Below are 14759 nucleotides of genomic sequence, written 5' to 3' on the forward strand. Positions count from 1 at the left end.
TCTCTTTCTTAACAATAACAGTAAGTTACTCAGTTACGATCGTTTGCACCTGTGCAGGGCCCGGGTTATACCAGCCCCATCCCGGATAACCGTAACGATAAGGATGTGGACCCCACATCCACGGGTCGATTGGCTGAGGCGGCATCACCACCTGCTGGGCGATACGCCAGCGCTTATAGCCGTTCACCTGCATGGTCATAAATTTATACGGCGTGTTGCCGATTTTGCCCTGCACCGAACCGGTAATCGGCCCGACAACGGTTACCAGCTGTCCGCGAAAATCGACCGGGTCGAGGAAACCACTAACGTCGGCATAGATACGCCCGCGAGAGGCTTCACCGAGTACGGGACGCGCGCCGCTGTCGAGCGGTACCGTGGCAATTTCCAGACGGGTTTTCCCCTGCTGGTTCTGCACGTCGATCACCTTCCCACCGAAGCGGGCTTCCTGGCCGACGTAAAGCTCGGGCGCATTCATTACCCGAACCAGATCCTGCTGTGGCGTCGGGCTGCTGCCCTTGATCGCATCAGGTACGGTTACGCAACCGCTCAGTGCTATGGCAACCGCGCCTGCCATAAAAAGGCGTACTACTTTAGTCTTAACCGCCATGATGCGACTCCTTTTTCTCAGTTCCTGTTACTGAGATTCATTCGCGGCCCGGAAGTTTCTTCCACGCGACGGTGTTTCGCAAATAAACCGGCTCCGCATGCTCAACGGCAACGGTTTTTCCTGCTGCAAGCAGTTGACGGGCAATCGGGAGCATATCTTCTGCCGCAGGCAGGAGCATGTTGCCGTCCACCAGCGTCACGCCGGTGCCGCTCGCCATCTCTGGCCACGCCGGCCAGCCCGTGCCGACCGTCGCCCACTCGCCGGACAGCTGTTTCAGGCGTTCAGTAACGGCTTCAGGCTTAAGCACTGCTTCCGTCTCTTCGCCGTGCCACACGCCGTTTTCATCGCGGGTATATTCCGCCCAGTAAACTTCACCCATGCGAGCGTCAATAGCGGCGAGCACGCGGGTCGCGCCCGTCATGCGCCAGGCTCCCTCGGCCATCGTCGCAAGCGTAGAGACGCCAATCATCGGCAGGTCAGCGCCCAGCGCCAGCCCCTGCGCGATGCCAATCCCAATGCGCACGCCCGTAAAGCTGCCGGGGCCGCGGCCAAAGGCCAGCGCGTCGAGGTCGGTTAAGGTGGTGTTGCCCTGGGTTAAAATGGCTTTTACCAGGGGCAGAATACGCTGGGTGTGTTCCCGTGGGCACTCTTCGAAATGAGCAGAAACAGCACCGTCGTTTAACAGAGCAACAGAGCAAGCCTCTGTCGCGGTATCAATAGCCAGAATTCGCATCAGTCGTCGCGCTCTCGCAAGGGTCAGTCACAAAATGGCGCGTATCTTAGCACACTCCGGAGCGAATTACTCCGCCGTTGGGTTTGCCATGAAACGCACCGCGCGTTTAATGTCCCGCGTACGCGGGGCGGGCGGCAGGCTGGCGAGGAACGTTGCGCCGTAAGGACGCATCACCAGGCGGTTATCGCAGATCACCAGCACGCCGCGGTCGGTGACGTCACGGATCAGTCGCCCTACCCCCTGCTTAAGCGTGATGACCGCGTCCGGTAGTTGAACGTCGTCGAACGGATCGCCGCCGCGCAGGCGGCAGTCTTCCATCCGCGCCTTGAGCAGCGGATCGTCCGGCGACGTGAACGGCAGCTTATCGATGATCACCAGCGAGAGCGTGTCGCCGCGCACGTCCACCCCTTCCCAGAAGCTGCTGGTTGCCACCAGCAGGGCGTTACCGGCGCTGACAAACTGCTGGAGCAGCTGGCCTTTACTGGTTTCCCCCTGCAGCAGCACCGGGAGGGTCATGGTGGCGCGAAACTGCTCGGCGAGATCGCGCATCATGGCGTGTGAGGTGCAGAGCATAAAGCAGCGCCCGTTGTTGGCCTCAATCATCGGCTTGAGCATCGCCGCGAGATGCCGCGCCGCCCCCGGCTGGTTCGGCAGCGGGAGATTGCGTGGCACGCAGAGCAGCGCCTGCTTTTCGTAATCAAACGGGCTGGGCAGCAGCAGTGATTCCGCCAGCTCAATACCGAGGCGCTCGGTGAAGTGGTGCAGATCGTCATTTACAGACAGGGTTGCGGAAGTGAAGATCCAGCTTCCCGGCTTCTGCGCCATCACCTCTTTGAATTTATCGGCCACCGTCAGCGGCGTGAGCGCCAGGGTAAAGTGGCGTGAGGTGCATTCATACCAGTAGCTGTACCCCGGCTGGTTGATCTCTTTTAGCCGTTTGAGCCGCCCGCGATAGAGCGTTGCGCGCTCGAAGGCGGCGTCAAGCAGCGCGGAGCGTCCGAGGGACAGCTTCGCCACGTCGTAGCAGAGCTCAAGTGCATCATCGAGCAGCAGCAGCGCGCGCTGGATATTTTTGTCCGCGAGCAGTTCGCGCAGGTTGCCGCGATAGCCCGGCTCGCCAAGCTGTAAGCGGAAATCCTGCGCGCTTTGCGCCAGACGGTCGGCGCACTTCTGCAACTGCTGGGTATCTTTAAGTTCGGTCCGGTAGGCAATGGTAAAATCTTTCGCCAGATCCTGTAGCTGGCGGCTGGAGAGCGACTGGCCGAAATACTGGCTGGCGATATCCGGCAACTGATGGGCTTCATCGAAGATCATCACGTCCGCCTCCGGGATCAGCTCGCCGAAACCGCTGTCCTTAACCACCATGTCCGCGAGGAACAGGTGGTGGTTCACCACCACCACGTCTGCGTCCATCGCGGTTTTGCGCGCTTTCACCACAAAACAGTCTTTATACAGCGGGCAGTCGCTGCCGAGGCAGTTGTCGTTGGTGCTGGTCACCAGCGGCCAGGCCGGGGAGTCTTCCGGCACGCTCGCGCAGGTGCTGATATCGCCCTCTTCGGTCTGGTTCGCCCAGGCGCGCAGGATAATGACGTCGCTCAGGGTTTGTACCGGCAGATCGCCGCCGGCCAGCGCCTGCTGTTCGAGTCGCTCCAGGCAAAGGTAGTTCGATCGCCCTTTCAGCAGTGCCAGGCGTCCTTTGTATTTCAGCGCTTTTGCTACGGTAGGCAGATCGCGGCTGTATAGCTGATCCTGCAGCGCTTTCGATCCGGTGGAAATTATCACTTTCTTTTTCGCCCGCAGCGCCGGCGCAAGGTAAGCATAGGTCTTACCCGTGCCGGTTCCGGCTTCAACCACCAGCGGCTGGGCCTGATCAATGGCGCGGGCAACGGCGTGCGCCATCTGTCGCTGAGGCTCACGAGGCTTGAAGCCAGGGATCGCCTGCGCTAATTGACCTTCAGGGGAAAAATCGTCTGCCACGTTGCTCTCTCACTGTATTTTTGCACAGGGATTATGTCAGCCCATCTTCTCCTGTGCCACCCCAAATAGTGACGACGGCAGAACAATATGGCAGTCTTGCCGCCTGACGACGAAAAATAACGAGGAAACGTTTATGACAATTGTGCGCATTGATGCCGAAGCCCGCTGGTCTGATGTGGTGATCCATAACCAGACGCTGTATTACACCGGTGTACCGTCAAATCTGGACGCGGATGCGTTCGAACAGACGGCGAATACCCTGGCGCAGATTGATGCCGTGCTGGAAAAACAGGGCAGCGATAAATCCCGCATTCTGGATGCGACCATTTTCCTGGCAAATAAAGACGATTTCGCGGCGATGAATAAAGCCTGGGATGCGTGGGTGGTGGCGGGTCACGCGCCTGTACGCTGCACCGTACAGGCCACGCTGATGAAACCGGAATACAAGGTTGAGATCAAGATTATCGCGGCGGTTTAAGCCCGATTACTCTTCATCTTCATCCTCAAAACGCGCCACGATCCGTTCGCCGGTATGGGTGGCGCGCAGCTCCTCCGCCACCTGGGAAATCGCCTGTCCGCTGCTCATCCCCTGGGACATCAGTTCCTGAATTCGCTCAACCGCTTTCTGCTGCTGTTCATGGCTCAGAGAAGGTAAACCTGCAAACATCGTCAACTCCTGCTAAATTATTCGCGCTAATTATTTCACGCTGCCCGGTAGTATGCCATACATGAACATGCGCTTCCCCACTGTTGTTACCTTACCCTGGCGCGCTGACGCCGCTGAGTTCTGGTTTGCCCGTCTGAGCCATCTTCCCTTTGCCATGCTGCTGCACTCCGGCCATGCGGATCACCCGTACAGCCGCTTCGATATTCTGGTGGCCGATCCGCTGAAGACGCTGACGACCGACGATCTGTCGACGACGGACGATCCGCTGATACAGCTTCAGCAGGAAATCAACGCGCTGGGCTTATCCGCTACCCCTAACCTGGACCTGCCCTTCCAGGGCGGCGCGCTGGGCCTGTTTGGCTACGATTTGGGTCGCCGCTTCGAAATGCTGCCCGAGCATGCGCAGGCGGATATTGCCCTGCCGGACATGGCCGTGGGGCTGTATGACTGGGCGTTGATTGTGGACCACCAGAAAAAAAGGGTCTCCCTGCTGAGCCATGATGACGTGCAAGCGCGTCTGGCCTGGCTTGAGGCACAACAGCCTGCTCCAGCTGAGGCGTTCACCCTGACCTCCGGCTGGCGCTCGAACATGACCGCGCCGGAATACGCGGAAAAATTCTCCCGCGTGCAGGCCTATCTGCAAAGCGGCGACTGCTATCAGGTTAACCTTGCCCAGCGTTTCCAGGCAGCATACCAGGGGGACGAGTGGCAGGCGTTTACCCGTCTCAATGCCAGCAACAGGGCTCCGTTCAGCGCGTTCGTACGTCTGAAACAGGGGGCCATCCTCAGCCTGTCGCCGGAGCGTTTTATCCATCTGGCGAAAGGGACGATTCAGACCCGCCCGATTAAAGGCACGCTGCCGCGCCTTGCCGATCCGGACGCCGATCGCCAGCAGGCGGAGAAACTCGCCGGGTCACCGAAGGACCGCGCCGAAAACCTGATGATTGTCGACCTGATGCGTAACGATATTGGCCGGGTCGCCGAACCAGGCAGCGTGCGCGTGCCGGAGCTGTTCGTCGTCGAACCTTTCCCGGCAGTGCATCATCTGGTCAGCACCATCACCGCGCGTCTGCCCGCCTCTCGCACCGCCTGCGATCTGCTCCGGGCCGCGTTCCCGGGCGGCTCCATCACCGGTGCGCCAAAAATTCGCGCCATGGAAATCATCGACGAACTGGAACCGCACCGCCGCAACGCCTGGTGCGGCAGCATCGGCTATATCAGCCTGTGCGGCACCATGGATACCAGCATTACCATTCGCACGCTGACGGCCTGCGGCGGCAATCTGTACTGTTCTGCGGGCGGCGGCATTGTGGCGGACAGCCAGGTCGAGGCGGAATATCAGGAAACCTTTGATAAGGTGAACCGCATCCTGAAGCAACTGGAGAACTAACGGTGGAGAAAGAGAACCTGACGCTGGATGATTTTCTGTCGCGCTTTCAGCTGCTACGGCCGCAGGTCAACCGCGCCACGCTGAATCAGCGTCAGGCGGCGGTGCTGATCCCGGTGGTACGCCGGGAACAGCCGGGCCTGCTGCTTACGCAGCGTTCGCCGCATATGCGCAAACACGCCGGTCAGGTGGCCTTCCCGGGAGGCGCTGTGGACAGCACCGATGCGTCGCTGATTGCCGCCGCGCTGAGGGAAGCGCAGGAGGAGGTGGCGATCCCGCCTGACGCGGTGGAAGTCATCGGCGTGCTGCCGCCCGTCGACAGCGTGACCGGCTTTCAGGTCACGCCGGTCGTCGGCATTATCCCCCCCAATCTTCAGTATCACGCCAGCGTCGACGAAGTCTCTGCGGTGTTTGAGATGCCGCTTGAAGAGGCGCTCCGGCTAAGCCGCTACCATCCGCTGGATATCCATCGCCGGGGGCATGACCATCGGGTCTGGTTGTCCTGGTATCAGCATTATTTTGTCTGGGGCATGACGGCGGGCATCATTCGTGAACTGGCGCTACAAATCGGCCTGAAGCCTTGACTATACTTTACATTCCAGCCTTTTTTGCAGGTTTGCGATCCGCGTCGCGCTATTAGCAAAACCCATCGTTAACCATTAGTTTAATTCATGTGAATAGTTAAGCCGAGGTTGGTGTTCCCTCTTACACTATGCGCAGTTATAACATCGTTACTGGAACCCCGGTAACCCTGTCAGGAGTGTGAAAGTGATTAGTATATTCGACATGTTCAAAGTGGGGATTGGTCCTTCTTCTTCCCACACTGTAGGGCCGATGAAGGCCGGTAAACAGTTCGTCGATGATCTGGTCGAAAAAGGATTACTGGAAAGCGTTACCCGTGTCGCCGTAGACGTTTACGGTTCACTGTCATTAACGGGTAAAGGCCACCACACCGATATCGCCATTATTATGGGTCTGGCGGGCAATATGCCGGACACTGTTGATATTGATGCCATCCCGGCATTCATCCGCGACGTGGAAGCGCGCGGTCGCCTGCTGCTGGCTAACGGTCAGCACGAAGTGGATTTCCCGCAGGATGACGGCATGCGTTTTCGCAGCGACAACCTGCCGCTGCATGAAAACGGCATGACTATCCACGCCTGGAGCGGCGAAAAAGAGATCTACAGCAAAACCTACTACTCCATCGGCGGTGGCTTCATCGTTGACGAAGAGCATTTCGGTAAAGAGAGCGCGGGCGACGTGAACGTGCCCTATCCGTTCAAATCGGCCACCGAGATGCTTGGCTACTGCAAAGAGACCGGTTTGTCGCTGTCCGGCATGGTGATGCAGAACGAGCTGGCGCTGCACAGCAAAAAAGAGATCGAAGACTATTTTGCCAACGTGTGGCAAACCATGCGCGCCTGTATCGATCGCGGGATGAACACCGAAGGCGTACTGCCAGGGCCACTGCGCGTGCCGCGTCGTGCCTCTGCCCTGCGCCGTATGCTGGTGACCACGGACAAATTCTCTAACGACCCGATGAACGTAGTTGACTGGGTGAACATGTTTGCTCTGGCGGTGAACGAAGAGAACGCCGCGGGGGGGCGCGTCGTGACTGCGCCAACCAACGGCGCGTGCGGGATCGTTCCGGCGGTGCTGGCCTACTACGATCACTTTATCGAGCCTGTGACGCCGGATATTTATATCCGTTATTTCCTCGCGGCAGGCGCTATCGGCGCGCTGTACAAGATGAACGCGTCCATTTCAGGCGCTGAAGTGGGCTGTCAGGGTGAAGTAGGCGTGGCCTGCTCCATGGCGGCGGCCGGTCTGGCCGAGCTGCTGGGCGCAAGCCCTGAACAGGTTTGCGTGGCGGCGGAAATTGGCATGGAGCATAACCTCGGTCTGACCTGTGATCCGGTCGCAGGCCAGGTGCAGGTGCCGTGCATTGAGCGTAACGCGATTGCCTCCGTCAAAGCGATTAACGCCTCACGCATGGCGATGCGCCGTACCAGCGAACCACGCGTGTCGCTGGATAAGGTTATCGAAACCATGTACGAAACCGGCAAAGACATGAACGCGAAGTACCGTGAAACGTCGCGCGGCGGTCTGGCCATTAAGGTGCAGTGCGACTAATCCTCTCTTTCGCCCATCCGCAACGGATGGGCGAATTTCTCCCTTCATTCTCGTCTCCTTCTTCTTTCCCCACTACACTTTTACGGTCGCGGCTGCTCGCGCTCGGCCTGACATCAGGCAGCGGCTAAATAGCGAACGGGTTGAGAGAGAAGCAGGCGCGGTAGTAACGCCACAATGGCTGGCGGGAATATCTTCCCCGCCAGAAGATCGTAACGGGCACATCGTACCCGTTAAGCAGACTTATTCGTCTTCGTCGTGTGCAGACTGTTCTTTAACAATGCGGACCAGATCGACGCGGTAGTCGTTAGCTTCAACGATAGTGATGTGCAATGGAGGAAGCTCGATCACATCCCCGACGCGCGGGATCTGACCGTTTACGGCGATAACCAGCCCCGCCACGGTTGCGATGTCTTCTTCATCGTTAACCACGTTTTCCAGCCCCAGCGTATGCGAGAGCGCGTGCAGGTCGGTCGCACCTTTGACCAGCCAGCCTTCGCCGTCGGCCACAATCTCAGGCGTTTCGTCTTCATCCGGGAATTCACCGGCAATCGCTTCAAGCACGTCCAGCGGCGTCACCAGCCCCTGTACCACACCAAACTCGTTGGTGACGATAACAAAGCTACCGCGCGCGCGACGCAATACGCCCAGCAGGTTGATCGGATCCAGCGTTTCCGGTACGACAATCGCTGGCGACGAAGCTGCAATGGCCTCCACGTTGACGCCCTCTTCCAGCGCCACCAGCATCTCTTTCGCCCGCACCACGCCGATGATTTCATCCAGTTCACCGCGACACACCGGGAACAGGCTGTGCGGAGATGAGAGCAATTGCTGACGAATTTCATCAACGCTCAGGTTCGCATCGACCCAGCTAATTTCCCCGCGCGGCGTCATGATGCCGCGCAGCGAGCGGGAGGCCAGGGAGAGCACGCCGTTAATCATGTAGCGTTCTTCTTCCACAAACGCCCCTTCCGGAACCGGCACCGGGTTACGGTTTTCAGGGTCAGACTGGACGTTCACCTGACGGCGTCCGCCCATCAGGCGCAGAATGGCGTCCGCCGTACGGGCGCGCAGCGGCTGATTTGACTGCTGCTTAATAAAGTTACGGCGCGCAATCTGGTTGAACAGTTCGATCAGGATCGAGAAGCCAATCGCGGCGTACAGGTAGCCTTTCGGAATATGGAAGCCGAAACCTTCCGCCACCAGGCTCAAACCAATCATCAGCAGGAAGCTCAGACAGAGCACGACCACCGTCGGATGCTGGTTGACGAAGCGCGTCAGCGGTTTCGAGGCCAGCAGCATCACCGCCATCGCAATCACGACAGCCGCCATCATCACCGGCAGGTGGTTCACCATACCGACCGCGGTAATCACCGCATCCAGCGAGAAGACTGCATCCAGCACCACAATTTGCAGCACCACGACCCAGAAGCTGGCGTAGCCCTTACCGTGACCATCATCATGCTGCCGGTTCTCCAGCCGTTCATGCAGCTCTGTTGTCGCTTTGAACAGCAGGAATATCCCCCCGATTAGCATGATCAAATCACGGCCGGAGAAGGTGTAATCCATGACGGAGAACAGCGGTTTGGTCAGCGTGACCATCCACGAGATCACGGAGAGCAGCCCCAGTCGCATGACCAGCGCCAGCGAGAGCCCAATCAGACGCGCTTTATCACGCTGTTTTGGCGGCAGCTTATCCGCAAGGATGGCGATAAACACCAGGTTATCGATGCCGAGAACGATCTCCAGCACCACCAGCGTGAGCAGTCCCACCCAGATTGACGGGTCCATTAAGAATTCCATGACAAGCTCCTGCTAAAGGAATGACAAAACGGTGCCCCACTCAACGTGGGCAAATAAGAGGCAGACAGAGTTGATACGTGGCGTGGTTCGCCGGTGAAAAAGGCGCGGAATGGCCTGGTAGATGACTGACGTCGGTGACGGTCCATATAGTGGGCTGTAGCCCTATACTCCTGAACAAGTAAACGGAGGCTAAACATATCAGAGAGACTGTGTTTTTAGCAAAGATTTACGTTCCTTTGCAAAGTTCTGTAACACAGCGGCTATACGCTACAGATAATTCTGTAACGCGTGGCTAAATTACGGATCTTCATCACATAAATTATTTTTTCACTATCTAAAATAATTCGCGGAAGTCTTAGTTTTTTGAACTCTAACCCTTATCTGAATCGATTCGGTTCGCCAATACGATTCTCAGTACGTCTGCCCGGCAGGCGTATTAATGATAATAAAAGGAGGTAGCAAGTGACCATTGCTATTGTCATAGGCACACATGGTTGGGCTGCTGAGCAGCTACTCAAAACGGCAGAGATGCTGTTGGGCGAGCAGGAAAACGTCGGCTGGATCGATTTCGTTCCCGGTGAAAATGCCGAGACGCTGATTGAGAAGTACAACGCTCAACTCGCGAAGCTGGATACCAGCAAAGGCGTGCTGTTTCTCGTCGATACATGGGGCGGCAGTCCGTTTAATGCTGCCAGCCGCATTGTCGTCGATAAAGAGCATTATGAAGTCGTCGCCGGGGTAAACATTCCCATGCTGGTGGAAACCTTTATGGCGCGCGACGACAACCCAGGCTTCGATGAGCTGGTCGCGCTGGCCGTTGAAACCGGCCGCGAAGGGGTGAAAGCCCTGAAGGCTCAGCCGGTTGAAAAACCCGCCCCTGCCCCGGCTGCGGCGGCACCGAAAGCAGCAGCACCGGCAAAACCGATGGGACCGAACGATTACATGGTTATCGGCCTGGCGCGTATTGATGACCGTCTGATTCACGGACAGGTTGCGACTCGCTGGACCAAAGAGACCAACGTACAGCGTATCATCGTGGTCAGTGACGAAGTGGCCGCCGACACTGTCCGTAAAACCCTTCTGACTCAGGTTGCACCACCGGGCGTTACCGCGCACGTGGTGGATGTCGCCAAGATGATCCGCGTTTACAACAACCCGAAATATGCGGGTGAACGCGTGATGCTCCTGTTTACTAACCCGACAGACGTCGAGCGCATTGTTGAAGGCGGCGTGAAAATCACCTCCGTGAACATCGGCGGTATGGCTTTCCGTCAGGGCAAAACGCAGGTCAACAACGCGATTTCAGTTGATGCGAAAGATATCGAGGCGTTCAACAAGCTGAATGCCCGCGGTATTGAGCTGGAAGCCCGTAAGGTTTCCACTGACCAGAAACTGAAAATGATGGATTTGATCGGTAAAGTTGGGAAATAAGCCCGCGCCGGTTTTTCACATAAAGCTTATGTTATAGGAGAAGTACAATGGAGATTACCACTCTTCAGATTGTGCTGGTGTTCATCGTCGCGTGTATTGCGGGTATGGAATCCGTACTTGATGAATTTCAGTTCCACCGCCCTCTGGTGGCCTGTACGTTGATCGGTGCCGTTCTGGGTGATATGAAAACCGGTATCATCATCGGTGGTACGCTGGAAATGATCGCCCTGGGCTGGATGAACATCGGTGCCGCCGTTGCGCCTGATGCCGCACTGGCCTCTATCATCTCAACCGTTCTGGTTATTGCCGGTCATCAGAGTATTGGTGCTGGTATTGCCCTTGCCATTCCTCTGGCCGCAGCAGGCCAGGTGCTGACCATCATCGTTCGTACCATCACCGTGGCCTTCCAGCACGCGGCGGATAAGGCGGCCGAGAACGGCAACCTCACGGCACTCTCCTGGATCCACGTGTCGTCCCTGTTCCTGCAGGCGATGCGTATCGCAATCCCGGCGGTTATCGTTGCGATCTCTGTCGGCACCAGTGAAGTTCAGGGCATGCTGAACGCGATTCCTGAAGTGGTCACCAGCGGTCTGAACATCGCGGGCGGTATGATCGTCGTGGTAGGTTACGCGATGGTCATCAACATGATGCGCGCGGGCTACCTGATGCCGTTCTTCTACCTCGGCTTCGTCACCGCAGCATTCACCAACTTCAACCTGGTTGCGCTGGGCGTGATTGGTGCCGTGATGGCGATTCTCTACATCCAGCTCAGCCCAAAATACAACCGTGTTGCGGGTGCCCCAGCGCAGGCTGCTGGTAACAACGATCTCGATAACGAACTGGACTAACAGGTGAGCGAAATGGTTGATATGACAAAAACTACCACCGAGAAAAAACTCACTCCGGGTGATATTCGTGGCGTGTTCATCCGTTCTAACCTGTTTCAGGGTTCATGGAACTTCGAACGTATGCAGGCGCTGGGCTTCTGCTTCTCAATGGTGCCGGCGATAAAACGCCTCTACCCTGAGAACAACGAAGCACGCCGTCAGGCGATTAAGCGTCATCTGGAATTCTTCAACACCCATCCTTACGTCGCGGCTCCGGTTCTGGGCGTGACGCTGGCGATGGAAGAGCAGCGTGCGAACGGCGCGGAGATTGACGATGGTGCCATCAACGGTATCAAAGTCGGTCTGATGGGTCCGCTGGCCGGCGTGGGCGACCCTATCTTCTGGGGTACTGTTCGTCCGGTCTTCGCGGCGCTGGGTGCCGGGATCGCGATGAGCGGCAGCCTGCTCGGTCCTCTGCTGTTCTTTATCCTGTTCAACGCGGTACGTCTGCTGACCCGTTACTACGGCGTGGCCTACGGCTACCGTAAGGGCGTGGACATCGTTAAGGATATGGGCGGCGGCTTCCTGCAGAAACTGACCGAGGGGGCCTCTATTCTCGGCCTGTTTGTCATGGGGGCGCTGGTTAACAAGTGGACGCACGTGAACATCCCGCTGGTGGTTTCGACCATCACCGGTCAGGATGGTCAAACCCGCGTCACCACCGTGCAGACGATTCTGGACCAGCTGATGCCTGGCCTGGTGCCGCTGCTGTTGACCTTCGCCTGTATGTGGCTGCTGCGTAAGAAAGTGAACCCGCTGTGGATCATCGTTGGCTTCTTCGTCATCGGTATCGCGGGCTACGCTGTCGGCCTGCTGGGCCTGTAAAACATTGCGTTTTCGACCGGGGGCTTGCCCCCGGTCTTTTTATCTGGAGGATGAATGACTGTTACGGACATCGTACTGGTGTTGTTTATTGTTGCCCTTCTGGCTTACGCGATCTATGACGAATTCATTATGCCTCGCCGTAACGGCGAGACGCTGCTGACCCTTCCCCTCTTACGCCGTGGACGCATTGATGCATTTATCTTCGCCGGCCTGGTGGTCATTCTGATTTACAATAACGTGACCAGCCACGGTGCAATATTAACCACATGGTTATTATGTGCGCTGGCATTAATGGCGATTTACCTGTTCTGGATCCGCTCGCCAAAACTCATTTTTAAAAAACAGGGATTCTTCTTCGCCAACGTATGGATAGAATATAACCGCATTAAAGAGATGAATTTATCCGAAGACGGCGTGTTAGTGATGCAATTAGAACAGCGCCGCCTGCTCATTCGGGTCAAAAATATTGATGACCTTGAGAAAATCTACAAATTACTCGTTAAAACTCAATAAGTTAACATTATAACCTCGGCTATATATTGTGATATTCTTTCGCAAAGAATATAGCCGTTGCTATATCTTCTCTCCTCTTTGACTTATATTTATTAACGATATTTTCACGCATAAACCTAAATGAAAATCGTTATCAAAGACGCAGATAAATTAAGCCTTGCTAGTTGTTGTTTTATATTCTCAAAATATGTTAAGGTTGCGCCCGTCGTTGGGGAGTAGCCGATTTCCTGCACGCAGGAAATGTACGCGTCAACATACTCGTTGAAAAACGTGGCGCGTACGGATCGCTTTCAGCACGCTTACCGTGCAAAAGAGATCAGGCGAGACCATAGATACATCAACTGCTGTTTACTGGGGGCAGTGATGTGTCATATGGATATCCCCGGTCTGGACGCTCTTATGAACATCTCCGCTACGATCCTTCTCGCTTTTGGCATGTCCATGGATGCATTTGCCGCCTCCATCGGCAAAGGCGCCACGCTTCACAAACCTAAATTCACAGAAGCTCTGCGCACCGGTCTGATCTTTGGTGCCATCGAAACGCTGACGCCGCTCATCGGCTGGGGTTTGGGCATGCTCGCCAGCCAGTTCGTGCTGGAATGGAACCACTGGATTGCGTTCGTCCTGCTGGTGTTTCTCGGAGGCCGAATGATGATTGAAGGTTTTCGCGGGAATGATGATGAAGATGAAGCACCGCTGCACCGCCACGGTTTCTGGCTGCTGGTCACCACGGCAATTGCCACCAGCCTGGACGCCATGGCCGTCGGGGTGGGTCTGGCATTCCTGCAGGTCAATATTATCGCCACCGCGCTGGCCATTGGCTGTGCAACGCTGATTATGTCCACGCTGGGCATGATGGTCGGGCGATTTATCGGCCCGCTGCTGGGTAAACGCGCCGAGATCTTAGGCGGTATTGTTCTGATCGGCATTGGTGCCCAGATCCTCTGGGCACACTTCGCGCCTTAAGCGTCGCGCTGCCAGACGTGGATACTGAAATCTGTCTGGCAGCCAAACGTCGTCCGAGCCGCTAACGCATCCCATACTTCCGGCTTTGCCCGCCACGCGAATGGCGTCATCTGCAGCAGGGCTACCGCTTCTTCCCCGTTCAAATTCATTTCATACGCTACTGAATGCTCCTGCTTCAGCGTAAAGCCTGTCAGCTGTTCAGAGTGGGGGGCATGCAGACGCACCTCGTCATAAATGAGTCCCTTCAGCTCCATCAGGTGACGCGGGCCCGGCGTGACGGTTATCACCCAGCCTCCGGGCTTCACCACGCGCGCCAGCTCGTCTGCTTTACACGGCGCGTAGATGCGGATAACGGCATCCATAATGGCATTATCAAACGGCAGCCGGTGGCTGGATGCCACGCAAAACGTCACGCCAGCGTAACGTTTAGCCGCCGCGCGGATCGCCACTTTCGACACGTCGAGACCGAATGTCACGGCCCCCTTCTCCCGCACCACATTCGCAAACCGTGCGGTGTAGTACCCTTCCCCGCAGCCGATATCAAGCATGGCGGACGCCGAATCAGGCAGTAAGTCACCCAGCATCTGCGCCACCGTCTCCCGCAGCGTCAGATAGTGCCCGGCATCGAGAAACGCCCTGCGCGCCTGCATCATCTCTGCGCTATCGCCCGGATCGCGGGAGCGCTTGTGCTGCACCGGAAGAAGATTCACATATCCTTCTTTCGCCATATCAAACTGATGTCCCTGCGGACAGGCATAACTTTTATCTGAGCGCGTCAGTGACGCGTGGCAAAGGGGACAGCTGAAGGACATGGAAACTCCGGGAGATAAACC

15 protein-coding genes and 1 riboswitch are annotated in these 14759 nt (G+C 56.9%); of the genes, 9 read left to right on the forward strand and 6 right to left on the reverse strand.

Annotation, left to right across the window (positions count from 1 at the left end; all coding sequences use genetic code 11):
* Positions 1-25: 25 nt before the first annotated feature.
* The 3 genes from IM273_RS04460 to IM273_RS04470 form a co-directional block, all read right to left on the reverse strand.
* Complete coding sequence (locus IM273_RS04460) at positions 26-607, reverse strand: Slp family lipoprotein (protein ID WP_193051405.1); 582 nt, start codon at positions 605-607, stop codon at positions 26-28.
* A gap of 37 nt (positions 608-644) precedes the next feature.
* On the reverse strand, positions 645-1340 hold the full coding sequence (tsaB, locus tag IM273_RS04465) for a tRNA (adenosine(37)-N6)-threonylcarbamoyltransferase complex dimerization subunit type 1 TsaB (RefSeq protein WP_047367799.1): 696 nt from the start codon (positions 1338-1340) through the stop codon (positions 645-647).
* A 66-nt stretch (positions 1341-1406) separates the two neighbouring features.
* Positions 1407-3317, reverse strand: a complete 1911-nt coding sequence (locus IM273_RS04470) for an ATP-dependent DNA helicase (RefSeq protein WP_193051407.1) — start codon at positions 3315-3317, stop codon at positions 1407-1409.
* A 133-nt stretch (positions 3318-3450) separates the two neighbouring features.
* Between IM273_RS04470 and IM273_RS04475 the strand changes: the two genes are divergently transcribed.
* Positions 3451-3795, forward strand: coding sequence for a RidA family protein (locus IM273_RS04475; RefSeq protein ID WP_028013528.1), 345 nt, complete (start codon positions 3451-3453; stop codon positions 3793-3795).
* Between the two features lie 6 nt (positions 3796-3801).
* Here IM273_RS04475 and IM273_RS04480 read toward each other — a convergent pair whose 3' ends face one another.
* Positions 3802-3984 carry a YoaH family protein gene (locus IM273_RS04480; RefSeq protein WP_008500497.1) on the reverse strand — a complete coding sequence of 61 codons (183 nt, stop codon included), beginning with the start codon at positions 3982-3984 and terminating at the stop codon, positions 3802-3804.
* A gap of 61 nt (positions 3985-4045) precedes the next feature.
* Between IM273_RS04480 and pabB the strand changes: the two genes are divergently transcribed.
* From pabB to sdaA, 3 genes are all read left to right on the forward strand, one after another.
* Entirely contained in the window at positions 4046-5374 is a 1329-nt protein-coding gene (gene pabB, locus IM273_RS04485; RefSeq protein ID WP_193051429.1) for an aminodeoxychorismate synthase component 1, read from the forward strand.
* Between the two features lie 2 nt (positions 5375-5376).
* The gene (locus tag IM273_RS04490; RefSeq protein WP_028013530.1) at positions 5377-5955 is read left to right on the forward strand and encodes a CoA pyrophosphatase; all 579 of its coding nucleotides are present in this window, start codon (positions 5377-5379) and stop codon (positions 5953-5955) included.
* 184 nt (positions 5956-6139) lie between these two features.
* On the forward strand, positions 6140-7504 hold the full coding sequence (sdaA, locus tag IM273_RS04495; RefSeq protein WP_028013531.1) for an L-serine ammonia-lyase: 1365 nt from the start codon (positions 6140-6142) through the stop codon (positions 7502-7504).
* Between the two features lie 240 nt (positions 7505-7744).
* Here the strand turns inward: sdaA and yoaE are convergent, their stop codons facing one another.
* A complete protein-coding gene (yoaE, locus tag IM273_RS04500) occupies positions 7745-9304 on the reverse strand; it encodes a CNNM family cation transport protein YoaE (protein WP_028013532.1) in 1560 nt (519 codons plus the stop codon).
* A gap of 462 nt (positions 9305-9766) precedes the next feature.
* Between yoaE and manX the strand changes: the two genes are divergently transcribed.
* The 5 genes from manX (at position 9767) to mntP (ending at position 13926) form a co-directional block, all read left to right on the forward strand.
* Complete coding sequence (manX, locus tag IM273_RS04505; RefSeq protein WP_028013533.1) at positions 9767-10735, forward strand: PTS mannose transporter subunit IIAB; 969 nt, start codon at positions 9767-9769, stop codon at positions 10733-10735.
* A 47-nt stretch (positions 10736-10782) separates the two neighbouring features.
* A complete protein-coding gene (gene manY / locus IM273_RS04510) occupies positions 10783-11583 on the forward strand; it encodes a PTS mannose transporter subunit IIC (protein WP_003859914.1) in 801 nt (266 codons plus the stop codon).
* Between the two features lie 12 nt (positions 11584-11595).
* The gene (locus tag IM273_RS04515) at positions 11596-12447 is read left to right on the forward strand and encodes a PTS mannose transporter subunit IID (RefSeq protein WP_006810994.1); all 852 of its coding nucleotides are present in this window, start codon (positions 11596-11598) and stop codon (positions 12445-12447) included.
* A gap of 54 nt (positions 12448-12501) precedes the next feature.
* On the forward strand, positions 12502-12960 hold the full coding sequence (locus IM273_RS04520; protein ID WP_063437374.1) for a DUF986 family protein: 459 nt from the start codon (positions 12502-12504) through the stop codon (positions 12958-12960).
* Positions 12961-13158: 198 nt separating this feature from the next.
* Positions 13159-13349, forward strand: a riboswitch (yybP-ykoY riboswitch).
* Positions 13350-13359: 10 nt separating this feature from the next.
* Entirely contained in the window at positions 13360-13926 is a 567-nt protein-coding gene (gene mntP / locus IM273_RS04525; protein WP_041911997.1) for a manganese efflux pump MntP, read from the forward strand.
* Here mntP and rlmA read toward each other — a convergent pair.
* Entirely contained in the window at positions 13923-14738 is an 816-nt protein-coding gene (rlmA, locus tag IM273_RS04530) for a 23S rRNA (guanine(745)-N(1))-methyltransferase (RefSeq protein ID WP_193051409.1), read from the reverse strand. The two genes, mntP and rlmA, sit on opposite strands and share 4 nt — an antisense overlap.
* Positions 14739-14759 lie beyond the last annotated feature (21 nt).

It is taken from the genome of Enterobacter cloacae complex sp. P13B (assembly GCF_014895915.1).
In the GTDB taxonomy this organism is placed as follows: domain Bacteria; phylum Pseudomonadota; class Gammaproteobacteria; order Enterobacterales; family Enterobacteriaceae; genus Enterobacter; species Enterobacter bugandensis.

Bases quoted from the DNA above. Each gene is read 5' to 3' on its own strand.
- yoaE (WP_028013532.1), bottom strand. From the start codon at position 9,304: ATGGAATTCTTAATGGACCCGTCAATCTGGGTGGGACTGCTCACGCTG.
- IM273_RS04460 (WP_193051405.1), bottom strand. From the start codon at position 607: ATGGCGGTTAAGACTAAAGTAGTACGCCTTTTTATGGCAGGCGCGGTT.
- IM273_RS04475 (WP_028013528.1), top strand. From the start codon at position 3,451: ATGACAATTGTGCGCATTGATGCCGAAGCCCGCTGGTCTGATGTGGTG.
- rlmA (WP_193051409.1), bottom strand. From the start codon at position 14,738: ATGTCCTTCAGCTGTCCCCTTTGCCACGCGTCACTGACGCGCTCAGAT.
- IM273_RS04520 (WP_063437374.1), top strand. From the start codon at position 12,502: ATGACTGTTACGGACATCGTACTGGTGTTGTTTATTGTTGCCCTTCTG.
- mntP (WP_041911997.1), top strand. From the start codon at position 13,360: ATGAACATCTCCGCTACGATCCTTCTCGCTTTTGGCATGTCCATGGAT.
- IM273_RS04480 (WP_008500497.1), bottom strand. From the start codon at position 3,984: ATGTTTGCAGGTTTACCTTCTCTGAGCCATGAACAGCAGCAGAAAGCG.
- pabB (WP_193051429.1), top strand. From the start codon at position 4,046: ATGAACATGCGCTTCCCCACTGTTGTTACCTTACCCTGGCGCGCTGAC.
- IM273_RS04515 (WP_006810994.1), top strand. From the start codon at position 11,596: ATGGTTGATATGACAAAAACTACCACCGAGAAAAAACTCACTCCGGGT.
- tsaB (WP_047367799.1), bottom strand. From the start codon at position 1,340: ATGCGAATTCTGGCTATTGATACCGCGACAGAGGCTTGCTCTGTTGCT.
- manY (WP_003859914.1), top strand. From the start codon at position 10,783: ATGGAGATTACCACTCTTCAGATTGTGCTGGTGTTCATCGTCGCGTGT.